Source organism: Flavobacterium cyanobacteriorum (genome assembly GCF_002251835.1).
Lineage (GTDB): Bacteria > Bacteroidota > Bacteroidia > Flavobacteriales > Flavobacteriaceae > Flavobacterium > Flavobacterium cyanobacteriorum.
The window spans coordinates 15,202-35,269 of record NZ_NOXV01000303.1 but is presented as its reverse complement, the minus strand read 5'-3'; the positions used below and the strand labels follow the sequence as shown (position 1 = coordinate 35,269).

Genomic DNA, 20,068 nt, shown 5'->3' with positions numbered 1-20,068 from the left:
TATGAAATAAACTTTCATCAAAAGGCGCCTGCCTGATTGTTTTTCAATTTTAGATTGTATTTTTATATCCAAATTAGTAAAGCCAGTAGGAAAATAGGCTTTCACATTTTTTTGCGGGAAGTAAAACAAAGGGTACAGCAAAAAGCATTTGCCGGGGCGGCTAAGGCGATTAGAAGGATTTGGGGACAATTGCCACATATAACCTTATACATAGTTGCCGGCGCATCCTTTATGCCTCTGCAAAATAATTATATATATTATGTTTGCCGGAAGAAAATTACTAATAGTTACAAAGCACAGCAAAGAAACAGTTATGGCACCCCTGCTGGAACAGGGACTTGGTGTAGAATGCGTGGTGGCATCAGGATTTGATACTGACCTGCTGGGTACTTTTGCAGGCGAAATAGAACGGCAGCATGACCCGCTTACAACAGCAAGGGAAAAATGTAACAGGGCCATGGATATGCTGGGATATGACCTGGCTATAGCAAGCGAAGGTTCTTTCGGGCCACATCCGTCTATATTTTTTGCCTCGGCCGATGATGAACTTGTTTTACTGGCTGACCGCAAAAACGGCCTTGAAATTAAAGCCAGGGAATTATCTGTTGATACCAATTTTAATGGTAAAACCATTAAAAGCATTAGCGAATTAAAAGATTTTGCTGCTATGGCAAAGTTCCCCACACACGCACTGATACTAAAAAAAGCGGAAGGTAACCTCACGGATATGGTAAAGGGCATAACTGACGAGGCCCTGCTTACGCAAACATTCAGCAGGTTCTATAGCCAATATGGCAGCGCGTACGCCGAGACTGATATGCGTGCCATGCATAACCCTACGCGTATGGCGGTTATTGCCACAGCTGTAAGAAAACTTGTAGAAAAGGCCCTTACATTATGTCCTGTTTGCCAGACACCGGGTTATGGTGTAACCGAGATAAGGACAGGCCTTCCATGCAGCCTGTGCGGGTACCCCACAAAATCAGTACTCAGCCATATTTACCAGTGCGCGAAATGTTTTCATTCAGATGAGTTATACTATCCTAATAGTGTAAAGACAGAAGACCCAATGTATTGTGATATATGCAATCCCTGACAAATGGCTATAATTACCACAGATATAGAGGAAGCAGCAAAGGTACTTGATACCAATAATGTTGTTGCCATACCTACCGAAACAGTATATGGGCTTGCGGGAAATATTTACAGCCAGATTGCTATAAATAAGATATATGCCATAAAGCAACGGCCTCATTATAATCCTCTGATAGTACACATTGCATCTGTATTGCAGCTTCCCAAAATTGCTGCAGAAATACCTCCTCTGGCACAAAAACTCGCCGAAATATTTTGGCCGGGGCCACTTACATTAGTGCTAAAAAAACAACCTGAAGTACCCGGCTGGGTTACAGCAGGTAAAGATACCGTAGCCGTTAGGGTACCGGCACATCCCGTAGCGCTAAGCCTGCTAAAACAGTTACAATATCCGTTGGCTGCGCCGAGTGCAAACCCTTTTACTACGATAAGCCCCACTACAGCGAGGCATGTACAGGATTATTTTGAAGGCAAAATACCACTTATCCTTGATGGAGGCGCGTGTGAAGCCGGTATTGAATCTACCATTGTAGGTTTTCGCGGTAATGAGCCTGTTGTATACAGGCTAGGCTCTTTAACCATTGAGCAGATTGAAGCCGTAACCGGAAAACTCGAACTATTCAATAAACAGGAAAAACAGCCTGAAGCCCCGGGTATGCTCTTAAAGCATTATTCACCGAAAAAACCTTTATATCTTACGGATGATGTGGCAAGGCTGGCCGAAAATTTTTCAGATAAAAAAATTGCAGTATTGGCGTTGCGCGAAGTTGTAAAGTCAAAAAACATTGTATATTGCAAGGTGCTTTCAGTAAGCGGGAATCTTAGGGAAGCTGCTGCTAACCTCTACCATACGATGCATCTGCTTGATGCTACCGATGCCGATGTTATAATAGCCGAAAAAATGCCGGGCGAAGGTTACGGGCGTGCAATTAACGACCGCCTTGAAAGGGCATCTAAACCGATAAACACACGTAAATGAACTTCGACCTTCTGATTGAAAATCTTACAAACCCTGCACTGTTATTCTTTATCCTGGGTATTGTGGCAGTGTATTTGAAAAGTGACCTTGAAATTCCTTCAAACACTTCAAAATTTATTTCACTTTACCTCCTCTTTGCTATTGGCTTTAAGGGGGGTCAGGAACTTTCTCATGAAGAATTTACAACCGAAATTGCCACTTCCATGGCTTTTGGTATTTTTATAGCCCTTGCCATACCGGTTTATACCTTCTTTATCCTGAAGCGAAAGCTGAGTATTTATGATTCAGGCGCTATTGCCGCAGCCTATGGTTCGGTAAGTGCCGTTACATTTGTAACTGCGGTATCATACCTGGAAATGCAGCAGATAACCCTCCAGGGCCACATGGTAGCCATAATGGCGCTCATGGAGTCACCGGCCATTATAGCCGGATTAATCCTAATATCATTGTTTGATAAGGAAAATGACACCCAAATAAAAAAGCGTACGGTAATTAAGCATTCGCTTACCAATGGCAGCGTACTGCTTATACTGGGTAGCCTTATGATAGGCTTCCTCACCAGTGCTAAACAGGCCGAAGGTATTAAACCTTTTACAAATGATATCTTTAAAGGCTTCCTCGCAATCTTTCTGCTTGATATGGGTATTGTAAGCGGGCGGAAGCTCGGCGCGCTTATTGCTAAAGGCTGGTTTCCATTTGTATTTGGCATCATTATCCCGCTTATTAATGGTTCTGTTATAGCCTATCTTAGCGCAATGGTTACCCATGATGTTTCAAACAGGTTCATATTTGCCGTACTGGCCGCCAGCGCATCATATATTGCGGTGCCCGCAGCTATGAAAATAGCGGCGCCTAAAGCAAATCCGGGCCTTTACCTCCCCATGGCGCTCGGTGTTACTTTTCCTGTGAATATTACTATTGGTTTTCCATTGTACTTTTACCTTATTGCATAACCCTCGTGCTGGTTATACAAAACTTAAAAATTTTTAACCGCTGTAGACAGCAACTCCTTTTGTCCTTATTTTTGGAAAAACTATAAGCAGTATGTCAGCCGATTTAAAATTTTGGTACCTCAGGAACCACAAGCTGTTCAGGACATTAAACCTTTCCCAGATAAAGCAGCTCTGCATCATCACGGGCTTTAAAAAGGCCGGCCGGGGCGATATTATCTATTTTTCTGCGGGTGAGCTTCCCCGTATCTTCTTCCTTAAAAAAGGGAACATAAAAATAGTTTCTGTTGATAAGGAAGGGAACGAAATGATCAAGGATATTATACAAAAAGGCGACCTGTTTGGTGAACTTACGCTGGAAACACATACGGAAAACAATGAATATGCCCAGGCGCTTACCGATGAAGTCATTATTTGCAGCTTTTTATTATCTGATTTTGAAAACCTGCTGCTGAAGCATCCGGACCTGGCACTTTCCTATACAAAGTTTGTAGGGCTAAGGATGATGAAATGGAAAAACAGCTATACCAATCTAATATCAAAAGACGCAAGATCCAGGCTGATGCTTTTCCTGAAGGATTGGGCACACCGGGAAGGCAAGCCGGAAGGAGATACTGCCAATATTGAGAATTACCTTACGCAGAATGATATTGCGCAGATAATATGCACTTCAAGGCAAACTGCCACGCAGCTATTAAACGAGCTGGAAGAAAAGCAGCTGATACAATATTCCCGCAAACATATTATAATCAACAGCCTTACCGCCCTTGAGGACCAACTTAACTGATATGGAACCACTGCAACCCCTTATTGACCACGTTAATGCCAGGGTAAGCCTCACACCTGAGGAGGCCCGCCTGTTTACCTCTTATTTTAAGCTGGTAAAGGTGAAGAAAAGGCAGTTCATCATACAGCCGGGCTTCACAGCCAGGCACAGGAGCTATGTGCTGCAGGGCGCATTCCGTGGTTATGTGGTGGCGGATGAGGGGCAGGAGCATTCTATACAATTTGCGGTTGAAGACTGGTGGATATCAGATTATAACAGCTATATTATCGACTAGCCAGACACCATCGGCAATAAAATTATAAGCAATTATTTCCACACTTATTTATTTTACCGGATATGTAAAGTAGCCGACAAATGCCTTTTTTGCTTACAATTAGCTTTGTAGTGTAAAATACTAAGAATATGAAAAGAGCTATTTATTTCATCCTTGCAGTACTGGTGTTGGTTTCATGTGAGGAGACAGGAGATTTGACCGCAACAAAACCTCCGGGCACGGTTGCCGAAACTGCCACGCCAATATTTGAAGGTGTTTTTGAACCTACACAGGGAATAAGCGTAACCGGCAATGTAAAAATTTATCTGGAAGGGGGCAGTTACAAGCTTGATTTTGAAAATCTGGCAATATCTGACGGGCCCGACCTCAAGGTATATCTTTCAACAGCACCCTTTCCGCAGGGGTTTGTCAACCTTGGTAATTTTAATGTTAATAATGTATATACTATCCCTTCGGGTGTAGCGGTTGAGCAATATTCGCATGTACTCATCCATTGCCAGCAATATAACCACCTGTTTGCTTACGCTGCTTTACAAGCCATTCCTTAATTTATGAAAGTTTATATCCTACTTTTCCTGGTGGCAGCCAATGCCCTTTACGCACAAGGTTGCAGTGATGCAGGTATATGCACGCTGGACAACAATGTGTACCGGGATAGCACGTACAGCAATAGTATAGAGGTAACCCCGGTTTTGGCGCTGGAGAAGCCGATGTAACCTATATAACCGGCGCTCTGGCATATACCCGTGTACTTAGTGCCCGGTGGGTAGTAAGTGGCCGTGTTACCTATTCGCAGGCGCATGGCAGCTTTGGCACCCGCGGGCAGTTTGGCGATGCTTATGCTACGGCAGCATATAATTTCAGCAGCAAAGGCAACAGGCAGTGGTGGCTAACCTTTGGCGCCAAGTTCCCCTTTACACAGGCAAACCTTAAAATAAACGGCTTTTCCCTGCCTATGGATTACCAGGCAAGCCTCGGGACATTTGACGCCCTGTTGGGCATTAACTACAAAACCGGGGCGCTAAGTTTTACTGCTTCCCTGCAATATCCTGTTATTAATATCAATAAAAACTCTTATATAGCTGAATATTCAGGTACTGATGATTTCCCTACAACCAACTTGTTTGAGCGCAGGCCCGATATTTTGCTAAAAGGGCTGTACACATTTTCTGCGGGAAAATTTATGGTGAAGCCGGGTATCCTTGCAATTTATCATCTCGGCAAAGATTCTTATGAGGATATTTTCGGGAGGAGGCGCGATATTGATGGTTCTGAAGGCCTTACCCTTAACGGCACTTTTGAAGTTTACTACAGCCTTCACCCGCGGCATGGCCTTGAATTTTTAGCCGCTGCTCCTTTTGCAGTGCGCGATGAGCGGCCAGACGGGCTTACCCGGAGCCTTGTATTGGGAATAACTTATAANGAAGAACCTCCAAAAAGTGAAGTAAAAAATATTCAGGGGGTTTTGTTTTGAAAAAAAGGATATAAAACCAAAATTATCCAACAAAATGGTTAAGTTTGATAGTGTTAAATTTTATTTAGGACAGGATTGAAATGTAACATTATACGTACCAGGCGCTACCTGAATGTTGACGCCTCCCGGTATAGCTGTTCCCGAAGGAAAGGTATTCCCACCCCAGTTTACTTCCCAGGCGTCATCTTTACGGAATTTAACCCCAGGGTCATTACCCGGCAACGGGTTTATAAGCACCACATTATCCAGGGTGTAGGTAATACCGTCTGTTGTAATCATATCAGTATCCGATGCCCAGCCGGTAAGGGTTGAGCCTCCAAGGAGCCCGATATTGTCAAATTGTGCACTGGCACTAAAACCGCATAGCGCCAATAGCGTTACTAAAAGTAGTTTTTTAATCATAAGTATTCTGTTTTAAAGTTAATAAAAAAGCCCCGCCCTACTATGCGAAGGCTATATCATCAGTTAATAAGTATCATGTATTGCCATGGCCTGAATGAAAGTTCCCTGGTTTTATCAACTTTTACTTTAGATGCTTTCATGTAATCTTCATATTCGCCTGCTGCGTCTATAGTAAAGGTAACAGGCTTATCACTAAGATTGGCAATATATACAACTTTTTTACCGTTTTTCTCTCTTTCAAAAGCCAGCACCTCCTTATCAGCAGAAGTAGCTAACCTTTTATAGGATGCTGGGTTTTTGCCTCCGTTAAGCGCTGCATTTTCATTCTTCAGTTTACCCAGTTTTTCATATACGGCATACATCCTGCCTTTGTTCTTATCTATCTGGTCTTTTTCAAAAAACTTAAGCCTGCGGTTCAGGTCATACTCCTGCCCTGTGTAAATAAGCGGCATTCCAGGCATTACATAGGTAAGCGCAGCAAAAGCCTCTGCTGCATCGGGATTACCAAGCCTCTCATATTCGGTACCGTTCCAGGCATTTTCATCATGGTTAGATGTAAAGTTCATGAAAATGTCCTGCGCTTTATACTCTTTGCCAATCTTTTCCACCAGCGCATCCCAGTCCTTCACCGTCTTCTTTCCTTTTGCAATATCATTCATTAGGTGGTGGGCTTCCCAGCCGTAGCCCATATCAAAAAGCTTATCGCCAAAAAGGTAGGGTTTGTTCGATTCCATGAGCATAAACAGGGGCTTCTGCTTTTCCAGTTCAGGAATAGCCATCTGCCAGAATTCGGTAGGCACGTTATCGGCCACATCACAACGGAAGCCGTCAATTTTATGCTCCTTTACCCAATACAGCATTTCGTCTTTCATAACTTTATGAAGCTCTTTATTGCGGTAATCAAGGTGTGCCACATCTGTCCAGCCCCAGCTTTTACCGGTTTCTGGGTTTAGCGGGTCTGTAACTTCTCCTTTTGCATTTTTATGATAATATTCCGGGTGTTCGGTTATCCATTTATGGTCCCAGCCGGTATGGTTGGCTACCCAGTCCAGTATTACATAAATGCCATTTTTATGTGCGGTATTTATAAGATTTTGAAAATCTTCTTTTGTCCCCATATCCGGATTTATAGCGGTATAATCTGATATGGCATAATAACTGCCCAGGTACTTTTTGCGCTCTTCAGGGTCTTTAATGTCTTCCACCGAAAGGTCTCCTGTGGCTTTCCTGTTCTTTATTGAAACAGGATATACCGGCATAAGCCAGATGACTTTAACGCCAAGCTTTTTAAGTTCAGGTATATCTTTGGTAAACGCATTAAAAGTCCCTTCTGGAGAATACTGCCTGATGTTGGCCTCATAAATGACGCTGTTTTCCATCATGGCAGGACTTACTGCTGCCAGTGTTGCATCTTTATCGCCTCCGGCAGATGTATCGGCTTTTTTATCATCCTTACAACTCATAAAAGCTGCAAGAAAAATTCCTAAAAAAAGTGTTTTTTTCATGTTTGCTGTTTTTGGATGCTTAGTTCAGTTCCAGTATCAATACTGATTTAGGCTCTATAGTTATATCGTTAACCAGGGTTAGTGATTTTCCTGTAAGCACGTCTTTACCTGTTTTATAATTTTTGATACCTTCCGCAAAACGGCCTGTTTTAAAAGTGCGGCTTTCGTTACTGTTGTTCATAACTACCATTACCGTCTCCTTATCATTGTAGCGGAAATACACATATACGTTATCCCACGGCAGGTAATGCAGCATTTTGCCTGTGTGTATTACTTCCTTGTTCTTCCTCCAGCTGAACAGTTTTGATGTAAAGTCAAAGTACTGCTTTTGCTGCGCTGTCCTTCCGGAAGCCGTAAACGCATTATTGGCGTCACCTGCCCAGCCACCCGGCATATCACGGCGGATGTCGCCATCGCCCTTGCCCTTATCCCCGGCCATACCTATTTCAGACCCGTAGTAAAGCTGCGGAATACCTCGTACCGTAGCTATAAGCGCCATTGCCATCTGGTATTTTTTGAAATCGCTGTTATAAATATGGTTGAAACGCCCCGTATCATGGTTTTCTACAAAAACCAGCAAATTATTTACGTTGGGGTATAAAAAATCGTTGGTAAAGTTGTCATACACTTTTTGCATTCCCTGATCCCATGACGGCTTGTCTTCATTGAAAACACCGCCAACAGCATCATGCAGCGTAAAATCCATTACGCTTGGCAGGTAGGAATTGTAGCTTTGTATCGCAGCAATTTTGCTGTCTTTCTGCCAGTAAGACATTTGTGCCTGGTCATGCATCCATACCTCGCCTACAATATTAAAATACGGGTATTCATCAGTAATAGCCTTTGTCCACTTTGCAATACCTTCCTTATCATTGTATGAGTAGGTATCAACACGGAAACCATCAAGGTCGGCATATTCTATCCACCATATAGCATTTTGGGTAAGGTATTTAAGCACTAAAGGATTGCTCTGGTTAAGGTCGGGCATTGATTCTACAAACCAGCCATCCATACAATACTTTGCATCAATATCCGAAGCGTTAGTATCAAACTGGGTAGTCATCCGGTAGTTGCTTTGCGCATACCCGGGGAACTGGTGCACCCACTCATAAGTTGGCAGGTCTTTATACATCCAGTGCTCACTGCCCCAGTGGTTGGTTACATAGTCCATAATGAGTTTCATACCCCTTTTTTTTATTTCTGCCGAAAGGCGAAGGTAATCCTCATTGGTGCCGTAGCGGGGATCTATCTTATAAACATCTGTCTGTGCATAGCCGTGGTAAGAATAGGCCGGGTGATTATCCTCGCAAAGGGGGGTGCTCCATATAGCTGTTGCCCCAAGGCCCTGCAGGTAATCAAGATTTTTGATAATGCCTTCGATATCGCCCCCGTGGCGGCCGTTTATGTCAGCACGGCTGGCTTTTTCCGCCATGCCTGAATTATCATTGGCCGGATTGCCGTTAGCAAAGCGGTCGGGCATAAGCAGGTAGATAACATCAGAGGAATCAAAGCTTTTTCTTTGTGCCGAACCTGCCCTGCGCTGCTTAAGGGTGTAGTTACGGGTGAATTTTGTTTTACCCTTAGTATCCTTAAATGTAAAAACAAGGTCTGAAGGCGGTACATTCCTGGTATCAATAGTTATAAAAACGTAGTTCGGGTTTTCCGTCTTTACTACATTTTTAACCGGAACATTACCGGACACTGAGGGTGTGTATTGCGCGATGCCTTTCCCATAGAACATTACCTGTAGTTCAGGGTTATGCATGCCCGCATACCAAAACGGAGGCTCTACCCTTTCAGCCTGTGCAAAAGCAAAAGCGGTTGATAATAGTAATACTGCTAATAATCTTTTCATTGTGTTGTTTGTTGTTTTGCCACGAATGACACGAATAACAGAAATTAATTAGCATATTTCATGTAATTCGTGGCTGGTTTATTTAAACCGTTACCAGTGTATTGGGCTCTACCTGTACAGGTTTGCCGTTAACATATACTGTCAGTTCCTTATCTCCTTCAAGGGTAAACTCCGTTTCACCGGGCAGCACCGAAACTTTCAGTACCTGATTACGGAAGTTGATCTTGAAGCTGTAGCCTTTCCATTGCTCCGGTATCCTCGGCTCAAAATGCAGGGTGTCATACTTTACACGCATGCCGCCAAAGCCCTCTACAATGCTCATCCATGTACCGGCCATACTGGTTATGTGCAGCCCTTCTTTCACTTCCTTGTTATAATCATCAAGGTCAAGGCGCGATGTCCTTAAATAAAACGTATAGGCCTGTTCCATGCGGCCAAGCACAGCGGCCTGTATGGAATGCACACACGGCGACAGGCTGCTTTCATGTACCGTAAGCGGCTCATAAAAATCAAAATGCTTCTGTAGCTCTTCCCTTGTGAAATGGTCTTCAAAAAAGTAAAAGCCCTGTAATACATCAGCCTGCTTAATGTAGCAGGAGCGTAAAATCCTGTCCCAGCTCCATTTTTGGTTTATAGGGCGCTGGCTTTTATCAAGCTGGCTTACGGGTATCAGCTCCTTATCCAGGAAACCATCCTGCTGCAGGTACACCCCGTGCTCTTCAGAATAGGGTAAATACATATTATCCGCCACCTCTCTCCAGTCCCTGATCTCCGCTTCCGAAAGCCTTACCTTATCCATAATCCGGTTATGGTCGTCTGCGTATTCCTCTTTAACCCTGCCTATCTGCTCAACGGTGTAGTTGATACACCACCTGGCAATATAGTTGGTATAAAAGTTATTGTTGATATTATTTTCGTATTCGTTAGGGCCGGTTACACCTAATATAACATACTTGTTCTTATTGGTAGAGAATGTAGCCCTCTGGTGCCAGAAACGTGCTATACCTATCAGTACCTCAAGCCCTTTTTCAGGAATGTAGCTGTAATCGCCGGTATAGCGGTAGTAGTTGTATATGGCAAAGGCAATAGCCCCGTTACGGTGTATTTCCTCAAAGGTTATCTCCCACTCATTATGGCATTCCTCGCCGTTCATAGTAACCATAGGATATAATGCAGCGCCGTTGCCAAAGCCCAGTTTTTCGGCATTTTCTATAGCTTTGCCTAACTGGTCATAACGATAGGTTAAAAGATTGCGGGCTACCTGCTGGTCTTTGGTAGCCATGTAAAAAGGTATGCAGTAAGCCTCGGTATCCCAGTAGGTGCTGCCGCCGTATTTTTCGCCGGTGAAGCCTTTAGGGCCAATGTTGAGCCTCGGGTCTTTGCCCAGGTAGGTCTGGTTCAGCTGGAAGATATTAAAACGGATTCCCTGTTGCGCTTTTACATCGCCCTCAATAGTAATGTCAGCCATTTCCCAAACACTGGCCCAGGCCTGTTTCTGCTCTTCAAGCAGGGCCTCATAGCCTTTAGCCTTTGCTGCTGTAATTACATTCCCGGCAGCCTCAACAAGCTTATCGCCGTCATGGTTAAGCGAAACTGTATATCCGCCAAATTTAATTATAGATGCCGTTTCGCCGATACCTGCCTCAACAGTGTAAGTAAACTGCACTTTATTTTCAGTAGCCTGTGTACCTGCGGGTTCAAGGCCAAGATCGTTGCCGCTGAGCAAAATGCTGTTGTGCATAAAAGCCGCCACCTTGAAATGTGTTTTAAAGGTGCGGGCTACCACATAGCCTTCATTACCTGAATGCTGCACCTCTATCGGTTCCCAAAACGATTCTTCCCAATTGGCATCCTCGTTTTTTACACCACCGTCAACATACGGTTTAAATGAAATAGTGGCTCCGCTTTTTATCGAAGTCACCTTATAGTTGATAACCCCAAGCTCGTCTGCCTCCAACGACAGGAAACGGGTTACGTCAACAGCTACTTCGGTACCGTTCTGCAACACGGCCTCAAAAGAGCGGTTATACCAGCCTTCCTTCATATTAAGCTCACGGCGGAAGTTCCTTATTTCACGGCACGTATGCAGGTCAAGGCTTTCGCCGTTAACCTCAATGTCTATCCCTATCCAGTTTGGGGCATTGAGTACCTTGGCAAAATATTCCGGGTAGCCATTCTTCCACCAGCCCACTTTAGTTTTATCAGGGTAATATATACCCCCTATGTAACTCCCCTGAAAGGTTTTACCGCTGTAGCGCTCTTCAAAGTTAGCGCGCTGGCCCATGGCGCCGTTGCCAATGCTGAACAAGCTTTCTGATGATTCAACCCTTGCTGCTTCAAATCCTTCTTCTATTATCGACCAATTATCCGGTACTATATAATCCTGGTTCATTTTAATTCGTAATCAATCTATTTAAAAAATCTGTTGTAATCTCTGTAAAATCTGTATACACATAGTGTGCCTCGCCTAAAATGGCAGGGCTGCCTATACCAATGCTTGTCATACCTGCAATATTAGCTGCCTGAACACCGGCCACTGAGTCTTCAAACACCACTGAATCTGTGGCTGATGCCCCTACCAGCTGCGCTGCCCTTAGGAACACTTCCGGGTCGGGCTTGGCATTGGTAACATCATTTCCGTCCACAACGGCATCAAAATAATGCAGTATGTTAACTTTTTCCAGTATTGGCCTGGCATTTTTGCTTGCCGAACCCAATGCTATGTTTTGGTTTTGTGCTTTTAAAAACTGCAGCACAGGCACCACTCCCTGCAGTATCTCCTCTTCATTCATGGCGGCAATGTAATTAAGGTAATCCTCATTCTTTTCTGCCAGCCATTTTTCCTTGTCTTCCCGGGTGGCCTCAACACCGCCAAGCCCCAGGATGATGTCGAGCGAACGCACGCGGCTCACTCCCTTTAATTGTTCATTGTGCTCATGTGTAAATTCGATCCCGAGGCGGCCGGCTATTTTTTGCCATGCCAGAAAATGGTATTTGGCCGTGTCAACAATAACCCCGTCCAGGTCGAAAATAAATGCTTTCTTTTTCATTAAATTTTTTATGCTTTGATTTCAATTTTTGCCCTGTCATTTACTGTAAGCGACATCAGGCCTGCAAGCACCATTGAACCACCGCCAATAAGCAGGGCATATACAGGCTCATTATTAAAAAAGTACGATACCAGGAAGCCTAATATAGATGCTGCCACAAGCTGGGGTATTACAATAAAAAAGTTAAACACCCCCATGTAATAGCCCATTTTTGAAGCAGGTAATGAACCCGACAGCATTGCATACGGTATTGAAAGGATACTTGCCCATGCTATACCTACACCTATCATTGAAAAATCATACATGTAAAAGGTAAAGGCGCCAATACTGAAAATTTCCTGGTTAAATATACCCATGTTACCGAGGAAAAATATAGATGCAAGCCCGAAACCTCCTGCCAGTAGTGCAAGGAAATGGGTAAACTTCCTGCTGGTTTTCCGTGCTATTAAAGGAAGCAGGAATGCCGCAATAGCTGCCACCAGATTATAGTTGGCAAACATTTCTCCAACCTGGTTAGCACCGGTATTATACTCAACTGATGTAGTATCAGTGGTTTTGTAAATATGCTCTGTTACTGCGCCCGTAGTATATATCCACATAGAGAATAAAGCGAACCAGGAAAAAAACTGTACTAACGCAAGCTGCTTCATAACGCCCGGCATAAACTGAAAATCGTTCATTATGGTTATAAAGCCGTTGGAATACCTGCCTTTTTTCTGGAAAAGCCCTGAAATGATAAGCGCAAGGCCTCCTGTCCCAATAAGCCCGAGCGAAAGGACATAAAGGTCTTTTTTCAGGCCATAGCAATAAATAGCGTAAGAGAACAATAACCCAAATATAAAAGCTGCCAAACCCAAAACAAGATGCTTCCTGCCATTAGCATGAAACCATGACAGAGGGCGCTCTTCTTTCTGATACTTTTCGGCTTCGTGTTTTTCAAATGCTTCAAGTTCTTCGGGTGAATATTCTTTAGTGGTAAATATTGTCCACAGCACAGATATTATAAATGCAGCGCCACCAATATAAAATGAAAACTTTACCGAATCGGGTATTTCTCCGGGCGGAGCCACATTACTGACATTGTAGTGCGTCAGGATATTAGGCAGTTTAGAAGCCACGTATGCGCCAAGCCCTATAAAAAAACTCTGCATGGCAAAGCCTGTAGTACGCTGCCTGTCTGGCAGCACATCTCCAACAAAAGCCCTGAAAGGCTCCATTGAGATATTAATAGAGGCGTCCAGTATCCAGAGCATGCCGGCTGCAAACCAAAGCACAGGTGAGTTAGGCATAATAAAAAGGGCTATTGATGCCAGTAAGGCACCTACAAGGAAATATGGTTTTCTCCTGCCTAGTTTTGTCCAGGTACGGTCGCTGAAGTATCCTATTATTGGCTGTACTATGAGCCCTGTGAGCGGAGCCGCCACCCAAAGTGCGGGAATGTCATCAATTTTAGCTCCTAATGTCTGGAATATCCTGCTTACATTGGCATTTTGAAGGGCAAAACCCATTTGAATCCCCAGGAAACCGAAACTCATGTTCCATATTTCCCAGAAACCTAATTTACGCTTTTCCATTATCGTAATTTAATGGTTTATACTACGATAAGCGCGTTACTGCTTATCAAAACTTAAGGGGTGCGAAGTGAAGTATAAGCTTTGATAATCAGGACAAATATATAAGGTTTTTTTAATCAGAAATTATTTTTGAGAAAAAATTTTAAATTCAGAGCAATCCACAAAAAATATAAAATGTTGTATTACAGATTATTAACAACAACTACAACGATAGCGTAGATTCGCGCTCCACCAGGTGGGTTTCTATAACCTCAGTACGGTACCGCTCGTCTTCTTCCTCCATTTCAAGGCGTTCGATAAGCATTTTAGCTGCTTTGCGGCCCATTTTTATTCCGTTTTGGCTAACTGTAGTGATTGAAGGGGATGAATATTGTGATATAATACCATCAGTAAACCCGATTATTGAAAGTTCTTCAGGCACTTTTATACCCATTTTGGTAGCCTGCTTGATACAGGTTACAGCAAATAGTTCATTAACTGCAAAAATAGCTTCCGGCCTTTGTTGCTGGAGCATTGCCTCAATTTTCAGGGCACAATTTTCAATATCTTCAATTTTTACTACCAGGTCATCATTAAGCGGCAGGTCATGGTCATGCAGCGCATTGGTATAGCCGTCAGTGCGAAGCTTGCCAACGCTCACATAATCTACAGTTGTAACAAGCGCTATTTTTTTAAACCCTTTTTTGATAAGAAACTCTACGGCCTCGTAAGCGGCCCGCCGGTCATCAATTATTACCTTATCACAAAGCACATCATTGGTAATCCTGTCAAAAAGCACTACGGGCATACCCTGGTTTATTACTTCCTGTATATGGTGGAAATCTTTTTTTTGCTGTGTTTCTTTGGAAAGTGACATGATAAACCCGTCAGTACTGCCTGTGGCAAGCATCTCCATGTTGATGACTTCCTTATCAAAAGACTCATCTGACAGGCATACAATCACGTTATAACCACACTCATTGGCCACCTGCTCAATACCGCTTATTACCGTGGCAAAAAAATGGTGTACTATTTCGGGTATGATAATGCCTATGGTCTTGGTCTTTTTATTTTTGAGGCTGAGGGCGATGTTGTTTGGGCGGTAGTTATAAAGTTTAGCAAAGGCCTGCACTTTCTGGCGCGTATCTTCACTTATCTCAGGGCTGTTGCGCAGGGATTTTGAAACGGTTGATATCGACACGTCAAGTTCCTTTGCGATTTGTTTAAGAGTAACTTTTCTTTTCATTATGAAATTATAAATCGGGCTAAATGTGAAATTATTGAAATAAAGATATAAGTAAATTTTATTAATAGCAATTATCTTACTGAATTTGTGTTAAATGCAGAAAGTTTTCAACACGATAACGTTTTCGGGGCAACCTTTACACGAAAACGTTTTTTTCTTCTGCCAATTTACATAATTTTAACATTGCGAAGTGATTTATAAGCGCCAAAAAAGCAAAATTAACCTAAACAACTTGTATGAAAACAATGTACCAAAAGTTTTTACTTTTATTGCTTATGTTACCTCTTACTGCCCTGGCGCAGGGTACGGTAAAAGGTACCGTACGTGATAATGCAACCGGTGAGCCTTTACCCGGAGTAAATGTAATCATTGAAGGCACTACCAACGGTACTTCAACAGACATGGACGGTAACTATACACTGTCAAATGTTAAAAACGGAGACCGGCTGGTATTTAGCTTTATAGGCTACTCCAACGCTGTTGTGGTATACAACGGGCAGGCTACTGTTAATGCCAGCCTTAGTGAAGACGCCACGCAACTTCAGGAAGTAGTAGTTATCGGTTATGGTACCACTACCAAAAAGGATGCTACCGGATCTGTAACCGCAGTTACTTCAGAAAAGTTTAACCGAGGCGCCATTGCTACAGCAGACCAGCTTCTTACTGGCCGGGCACCTGGCGTGAGGATTACCAGCGCGGGCGGGCAGCCCGATGCTGCTCCAAACATCAGGATACGTGGCGGCAGCTCACTTTCGGCACAGAATAACCCGCTTATAGTGATTGACGGTGTGCCGATTGATTTTGTTAACCCCGCAGGTGTAGCTAACCCATTATCATTGGTAAATCCAAACGATGTTGAAAGTTTTACAATTTTAAAAGATGCCTCTGCGACTGCTATTTATGGTTCAAGGGCATCAAACGGTGTTATCATCATTACTACTAAGAAAGGCTCTTCAGGAGCGCCTAAATTCAGTTATAATGGCAGTGTAGCTATTGGAAAAGCAAGGGGTATTATAGATGTAATGGACAGCAGTACCTTTGTAAGGTTTATTCAGGAATATCATTCTGACCCCAATAATGCTACTAACAACCTACCTAATTACCTTGGTGTACCGGACGGCACAGGAACATTAGATGATCCCACCACACCGGCTGTAGAGGGAAGGATAATATCTGACACCAACTGGCAGGATCAGGTATTAAGGACCTCTGTATTTACAGACCACAATTTTAGTGCCAGCGCTAATCTTTTTGGAAAACTCCCAGCACGCGCTTCAATTGGTTATACTGAAAATGAAGGGCTTGTAAAGACTAATGATTACAAACGTTACAGTGCAACGGTTAAATTAACGCCTACATTATTTGACAACCACCTGAAAATTGATGTTAACGCTAAAGGTCTTTGGGCAGAAAAAAATGCGATTGATGAAGGTGGTGCGTTAGGAGGTGCCCTTAATATGGATCCTACAAAACCTGTTTATACATCAGGCACTTATGGAAACTTCGGCGGCTACTACCAAAACGTGACCCAGGCTGACCCCACAAGAATAGACGGACAGATAAACCCCGTAAACCTATTACAAGAAAGAGAGAGGCCGGAAATGGTAAACAAACTTATTGGTAATGTCCAATTCGATTATAAAATGCATTTCCTTCCGGAGCTAAGGGCGGTACTTAACCTTGGTGTTGAAGCCTCGAGGTCTAAAATCAGGGAAGAATTTGGGCAATTTGCACTTGCCACTTACAGGCTTGATAATACTACAGGTACATTCCGTTTCAATCCCGGTGTAAACTTCAGGGAAGAACAGCACATTACTAACAGAACCCTTGACGCATACCTGGCTTATACCAAAACATTCAGCGGCTTCCTTACCAGAATAGACGCTCAGGCGGGCCATGCCTACCAAAGTTTCGTGAACGATGGCTTTAAAACAGAATATCAATATAATACCCAAACCGGACAACGGGAAATTAATTTTAACAGCCAGAACCCTAACAACAGGTATTATAACAAAACTGTCTTACAATCTTATTTTGGAAGGGTGAATGTTGACCTGCTTGACAGGTACCTCTTAACGTTTACATTAAGGGCAGACGGATCCTCATTGTTCAGGGAAGAAGAAAGATGGGGTTATTTCCCTGCTGCTGCGCTTGCCTGGAGAGTTACTGACGAAAGCTTCCTGAAAGACAGTAAAACCGTTAATGACCTTAAACTTCGTCTGAGTGTTGGGCAAACCGGCCAACAGGACATTACAGCAATAGCGGGCTATTATCCAACCACCGCATTATACAGTCCCGGAAACCCTAACAGCCAATACCTTCCGGGTGTAAGTACTTATAGCGCAAACGCATTTAACGACCAACTTAAATGGGAGGTTACTACAACTTATAATGCCGGTATTGATTTTTCATTTTTTAATAAAGGGCTTTTATCAGGTAGCATTGATGTGTACCAGCGCGACACAAAAGACCTGCTTGTTCGTTCGGCTGTGCCACCTGGGCAATACCTAACCAACCAGATTACACAAAACGTTGGTGAACTTACAAATAAAGGTGTAGAGGTTGATCTATCCATAAAGCCAATAGATAATGATAAAATGACCTTGGAATTTTTAGGTAACATTACATTTAATGAAGGCGAAGTAACAAAACTAAACCGGGGTAGTGTGATTGACGCCGACGAATCCGGGCTTCCTGTTGGTACAGGTAACAGGCTTGCAAGGCACGCTGTTGGCCAACAACCCTATTCGGCTTGGGTATTTGAGCAGTTATATGATGCATCTGGCCGGCCTATTGTTGGCGCTTATAAAGACCGCAACGGCGATGGTGTAATAACAAATGATGATAGGTATTTTCAGGCATTGCGCCCTAACTGGACATTTGGTTTCGGTACTAATTTTACCTATAAAAACTTTGATTTCTCGGCTAATTTCCATGGACAACTTGACGGCAAAGTATACAATGCCATAAAGCTTGCAGGTGGCTGGACAGACAGGGTAAGGCCTAATAATACCAACAGCCTTAACAACGTCCTTAACTTTTACAGTGGCGCTGCTGACCCGGCATTCCAGACTATACAGGGTAATATTCCGCTCTCAGACTATTATCTTGAAAATGCTGCTTTCCTCAGGTGTGATAACATAACAGTGGGCTACAGGTTTAAAGAACTTATAAAATCTGCCTCATTACGTATTTACGGAACAGTGAATAATGCCTTTATCCTTACAAACTACTCAGGGCGCGATCCGGAAAACTTTAATGCTATTGACACCAACTTTTACCCAAGACCCAGGCAATATACCTTTGGTGTGAATCTTGATTTCTAAAATAAATTGATATGAAAAATTTTAATAAAAAGTTAATTGTGGGATTTGCAGCGCTGGCGCTGTGTATCTCCTCCTGTACCGAAGACCTTAATACGGAACCCAAGGTGGAGCTTTCCCTTGAAAACCTTCTTGCCCGGGATCCGCAGGCTATTGAAGGGCTTCTTTCAAAGATGTATGGTACATTTGCCCTTTCAGGCCCTAATGGACCCGGAAGTTCAGACATTACCGGGCCTGACCCGGGTGAGACGGCTTTCCTGAGGAATATATTAAACCTGCAGGACTTTACGGCCGACGGGATGAAGAACCGATGGGGCGATGACGGGCTTGACCAGCTTACCACAACCTCTAACTGGGACGAGAACAACAAGTTCTTCCGTTACCTGTATGACAGGGCCTACTACGTTATTCCCCAGACTACCAATATTATATTGGCTCTTAGGAATGTAGATGTATCCAATGAAGCACAGATTACCAGCGAACTCCGCTTTATTAGGGCATTAGCGTATTATTACCTGATAGACTGCTTTGGCAAAGGAGTAATTGTGAACGAAAATAACTATGGTAGTACAGACCCGCTTCCTGAAGCGACAAGAACACAATTGTTTAATTATGTTGAGAGCGAGTTACTTGCAGTGATTCAAGGTTTACCGCAAACCAATGGTTACGGGAGGGCAAATAAATCTGTAGCACGCATGCTCCTTGCTAAACTGTACATGAATGCTGGAGTGTACACAGGAACGCAAAAATATAATGAAGCGCTTACTAATATAAATTTAGTAATCAATGAAGGGGGCTATACATTGGCTTCGGAATTCAGGATGAATTTTTCAGGTGATAATAATACTTCTCCTGAGATTATTTTCCCTCTTATCGCCGACCCTGTTGTAAGCCAGAGTTTTGGTAACACAACCTATATTGTTAATGGTTCAACAAGTACTGAAACTATGACTAACATCCCGCAAAATTTTGGCACTACCGATTCTTGGACCGGGCACAGGGCCACTAAAGCATGGTATGGCCTTTACGGGGATCTTAACACTACTACAGATAAACGTGCGCTTTTCTGGAGGACAGGCCATAACTATGAAATGAACGATTATAAAGCGTGGGCCGACGGCTATCCTTCAACCAAGTTCAGGAATACTAACTTTTCCGGGACTTCGACAGCTACAAGTTTTTCAGGTACTGACTTCCCGCTGTTCAGGCTGGCTGACGCTTACCTGATGTATGCAGAATGTGTACTCAGGGGTGCAACAGGCGGGTCCCAAGGACAGGCGCTAACGTATGTGAACCAAATACGCACAAGGGCTAATGCTTCGACTATAGCTGCCAGCGAATTGACGCTTGATTTCATACTTGACGAAAGGGCAAGGGAACTAAACCTTGAAGGACACCGCCGTACAGATCTTATCCGTTTCGGCAAATTTACCGGATCTTCTTACCTGTGGCCATGGAAAGGCGGCGCCCAAAATGGTGTTTCTATTCCATCTACATATAACTTGTTCCCGGTTCCACAAAGTGCCCTTCAGGCAAACCCTAACTTAACACAAAACCCAGGCTTTTAATTAAAAC

16 protein-coding genes are annotated in these 20,068 nt (G+C 43.4%); 9 read left to right on the top strand and 7 right to left on the bottom strand.

The features are described from left to right. Window positions 1-259 precede the first annotated feature (259 nt). From CHU92_RS14165 to CHU92_RS15920, 7 genes are all read left to right on the top strand, one after another. A complete protein-coding gene (locus tag CHU92_RS14165) occupies window positions 260-1,096 on the top strand; it encodes a DUF6671 family protein (protein WP_094416695.1) in 837 nt (278 codons plus the stop codon). Between the two features lie 3 nt (window positions 1,097-1,099). Beyond that, window positions 1,100-2,074 carry an L-threonylcarbamoyladenylate synthase gene (locus CHU92_RS14160; RefSeq protein ID WP_094416693.1) on the top strand — a complete coding sequence of 325 codons (975 nt, stop codon included), beginning with the start codon at window positions 1,100-1,102 and terminating at the stop codon, window positions 2,072-2,074. After that, window positions 2,071-3,027: a sodium-dependent bicarbonate transport family permease gene (locus CHU92_RS14155; RefSeq protein ID WP_094416691.1), complete on the top strand. Its 957-nt coding sequence runs from the start codon at window positions 2,071-2,073 to the stop codon at window positions 3,025-3,027. The genes CHU92_RS14160 and CHU92_RS14155 overlap by 4 nt, the downstream gene beginning before the upstream one ends. A 91-nt stretch (window positions 3,028-3,118) precedes the next feature. Further along, the gene (locus CHU92_RS14150) at window positions 3,119-3,811 is read left to right on the top strand and encodes a Crp/Fnr family transcriptional regulator (RefSeq protein WP_094416689.1); all 693 of its coding nucleotides are present in this window, start codon (window positions 3,119-3,121) and stop codon (window positions 3,809-3,811) included. A gap of 1 nt (window position 3,812) precedes the next feature. Continuing rightward, window positions 3,813-4,085, top strand: coding sequence for a cyclic nucleotide-binding domain-containing protein (locus tag CHU92_RS14145; RefSeq protein WP_094416687.1), 273 nt, complete (start codon window positions 3,813-3,815; stop codon window positions 4,083-4,085). A gap of 128 nt (window positions 4,086-4,213) precedes the next feature. Beyond that, window positions 4,214-4,633, top strand: a complete 420-nt coding sequence (locus CHU92_RS14140) for a DM13 domain-containing protein (protein WP_094416685.1) — start codon at window positions 4,214-4,216, stop codon at window positions 4,631-4,633. 3 nt (window positions 4,634-4,636) lie between these two features. Next, window positions 4,637-4,801, top strand: a complete 165-nt coding sequence (locus CHU92_RS15920; protein ID WP_165764672.1) for a hypothetical protein — start codon at window positions 4,637-4,639, stop codon at window positions 4,799-4,801. Window positions 4,802-5,619: 818 nt separating this feature from the next. Here CHU92_RS15920 and CHU92_RS14130 read toward each other — a convergent pair. The 7 genes from CHU92_RS14130 to CHU92_RS14100 form a co-directional block, all read right to left on the bottom strand. Continuing rightward, window positions 5,620-5,961, bottom strand: coding sequence for a cadherin repeat domain-containing protein (locus CHU92_RS14130; RefSeq protein WP_094416681.1), 342 nt, complete (start codon window positions 5,959-5,961; stop codon window positions 5,620-5,622). A 59-nt stretch (window positions 5,962-6,020) separates the two neighbouring features. Further along, window positions 6,021-7,466 (bottom strand): alpha-amylase family glycosyl hydrolase, encoded by a 1,446-nt coding sequence (locus tag CHU92_RS14125; protein ID WP_094416680.1) that lies wholly within the window; start codon window positions 7,464-7,466, stop codon window positions 6,021-6,023. A gap of 19 nt (window positions 7,467-7,485) precedes the next feature. After that, on the bottom strand, window positions 7,486-9,321 hold the full coding sequence (locus tag CHU92_RS14120) for a glycoside hydrolase family 13 protein (protein ID WP_094416678.1): 1,836 nt from the start codon (window positions 9,319-9,321) through the stop codon (window positions 7,486-7,488). 82 nt (window positions 9,322-9,403) lie between these two features. After that, the gene (locus tag CHU92_RS14115) at window positions 9,404-11,713 is read right to left on the bottom strand and encodes a glycoside hydrolase family 65 protein (RefSeq protein ID WP_094416676.1); all 2,310 of its coding nucleotides are present in this window, start codon (window positions 11,711-11,713) and stop codon (window positions 9,404-9,406) included. A gap of 1 nt (window position 11,714) precedes the next feature. Next, window positions 11,715-12,371 (bottom strand): beta-phosphoglucomutase, encoded by a 657-nt coding sequence (pgmB, locus tag CHU92_RS14110; RefSeq protein ID WP_094416674.1) that lies wholly within the window; start codon window positions 12,369-12,371, stop codon window positions 11,715-11,717. An 8-nt stretch (window positions 12,372-12,379) separates the two neighbouring features. Next, window positions 12,380-13,945, bottom strand: a complete 1,566-nt coding sequence (locus tag CHU92_RS14105) for an MFS transporter (RefSeq protein ID WP_094416672.1) — start codon at window positions 13,943-13,945, stop codon at window positions 12,380-12,382. 202 nt (window positions 13,946-14,147) lie between these two features. Next, window positions 14,148-15,170, bottom strand: coding sequence for a LacI family DNA-binding transcriptional regulator (locus tag CHU92_RS14100; RefSeq protein WP_094416670.1), 1,023 nt, complete (start codon window positions 15,168-15,170; stop codon window positions 14,148-14,150). A 236-nt stretch (window positions 15,171-15,406) separates the two neighbouring features. Between CHU92_RS14100 and CHU92_RS14095 the strand changes: the two genes are divergently transcribed. Together CHU92_RS14095 and CHU92_RS14090 are read left to right on the top strand one after the other, a co-directional pair. After that, a complete protein-coding gene (locus CHU92_RS14095; protein ID WP_165764671.1) occupies window positions 15,407-18,496 on the top strand; it encodes a SusC/RagA family TonB-linked outer membrane protein in 3,090 nt (1,029 codons plus the stop codon). Between the two features lie 11 nt (window positions 18,497-18,507). Then, window positions 18,508-20,061: a RagB/SusD family nutrient uptake outer membrane protein gene (locus tag CHU92_RS14090; RefSeq protein ID WP_094416666.1), complete on the top strand. Its 1,554-nt coding sequence runs from the start codon at window positions 18,508-18,510 to the stop codon at window positions 20,059-20,061. Window positions 20,062-20,068: the final 7 nt, after the last annotated feature.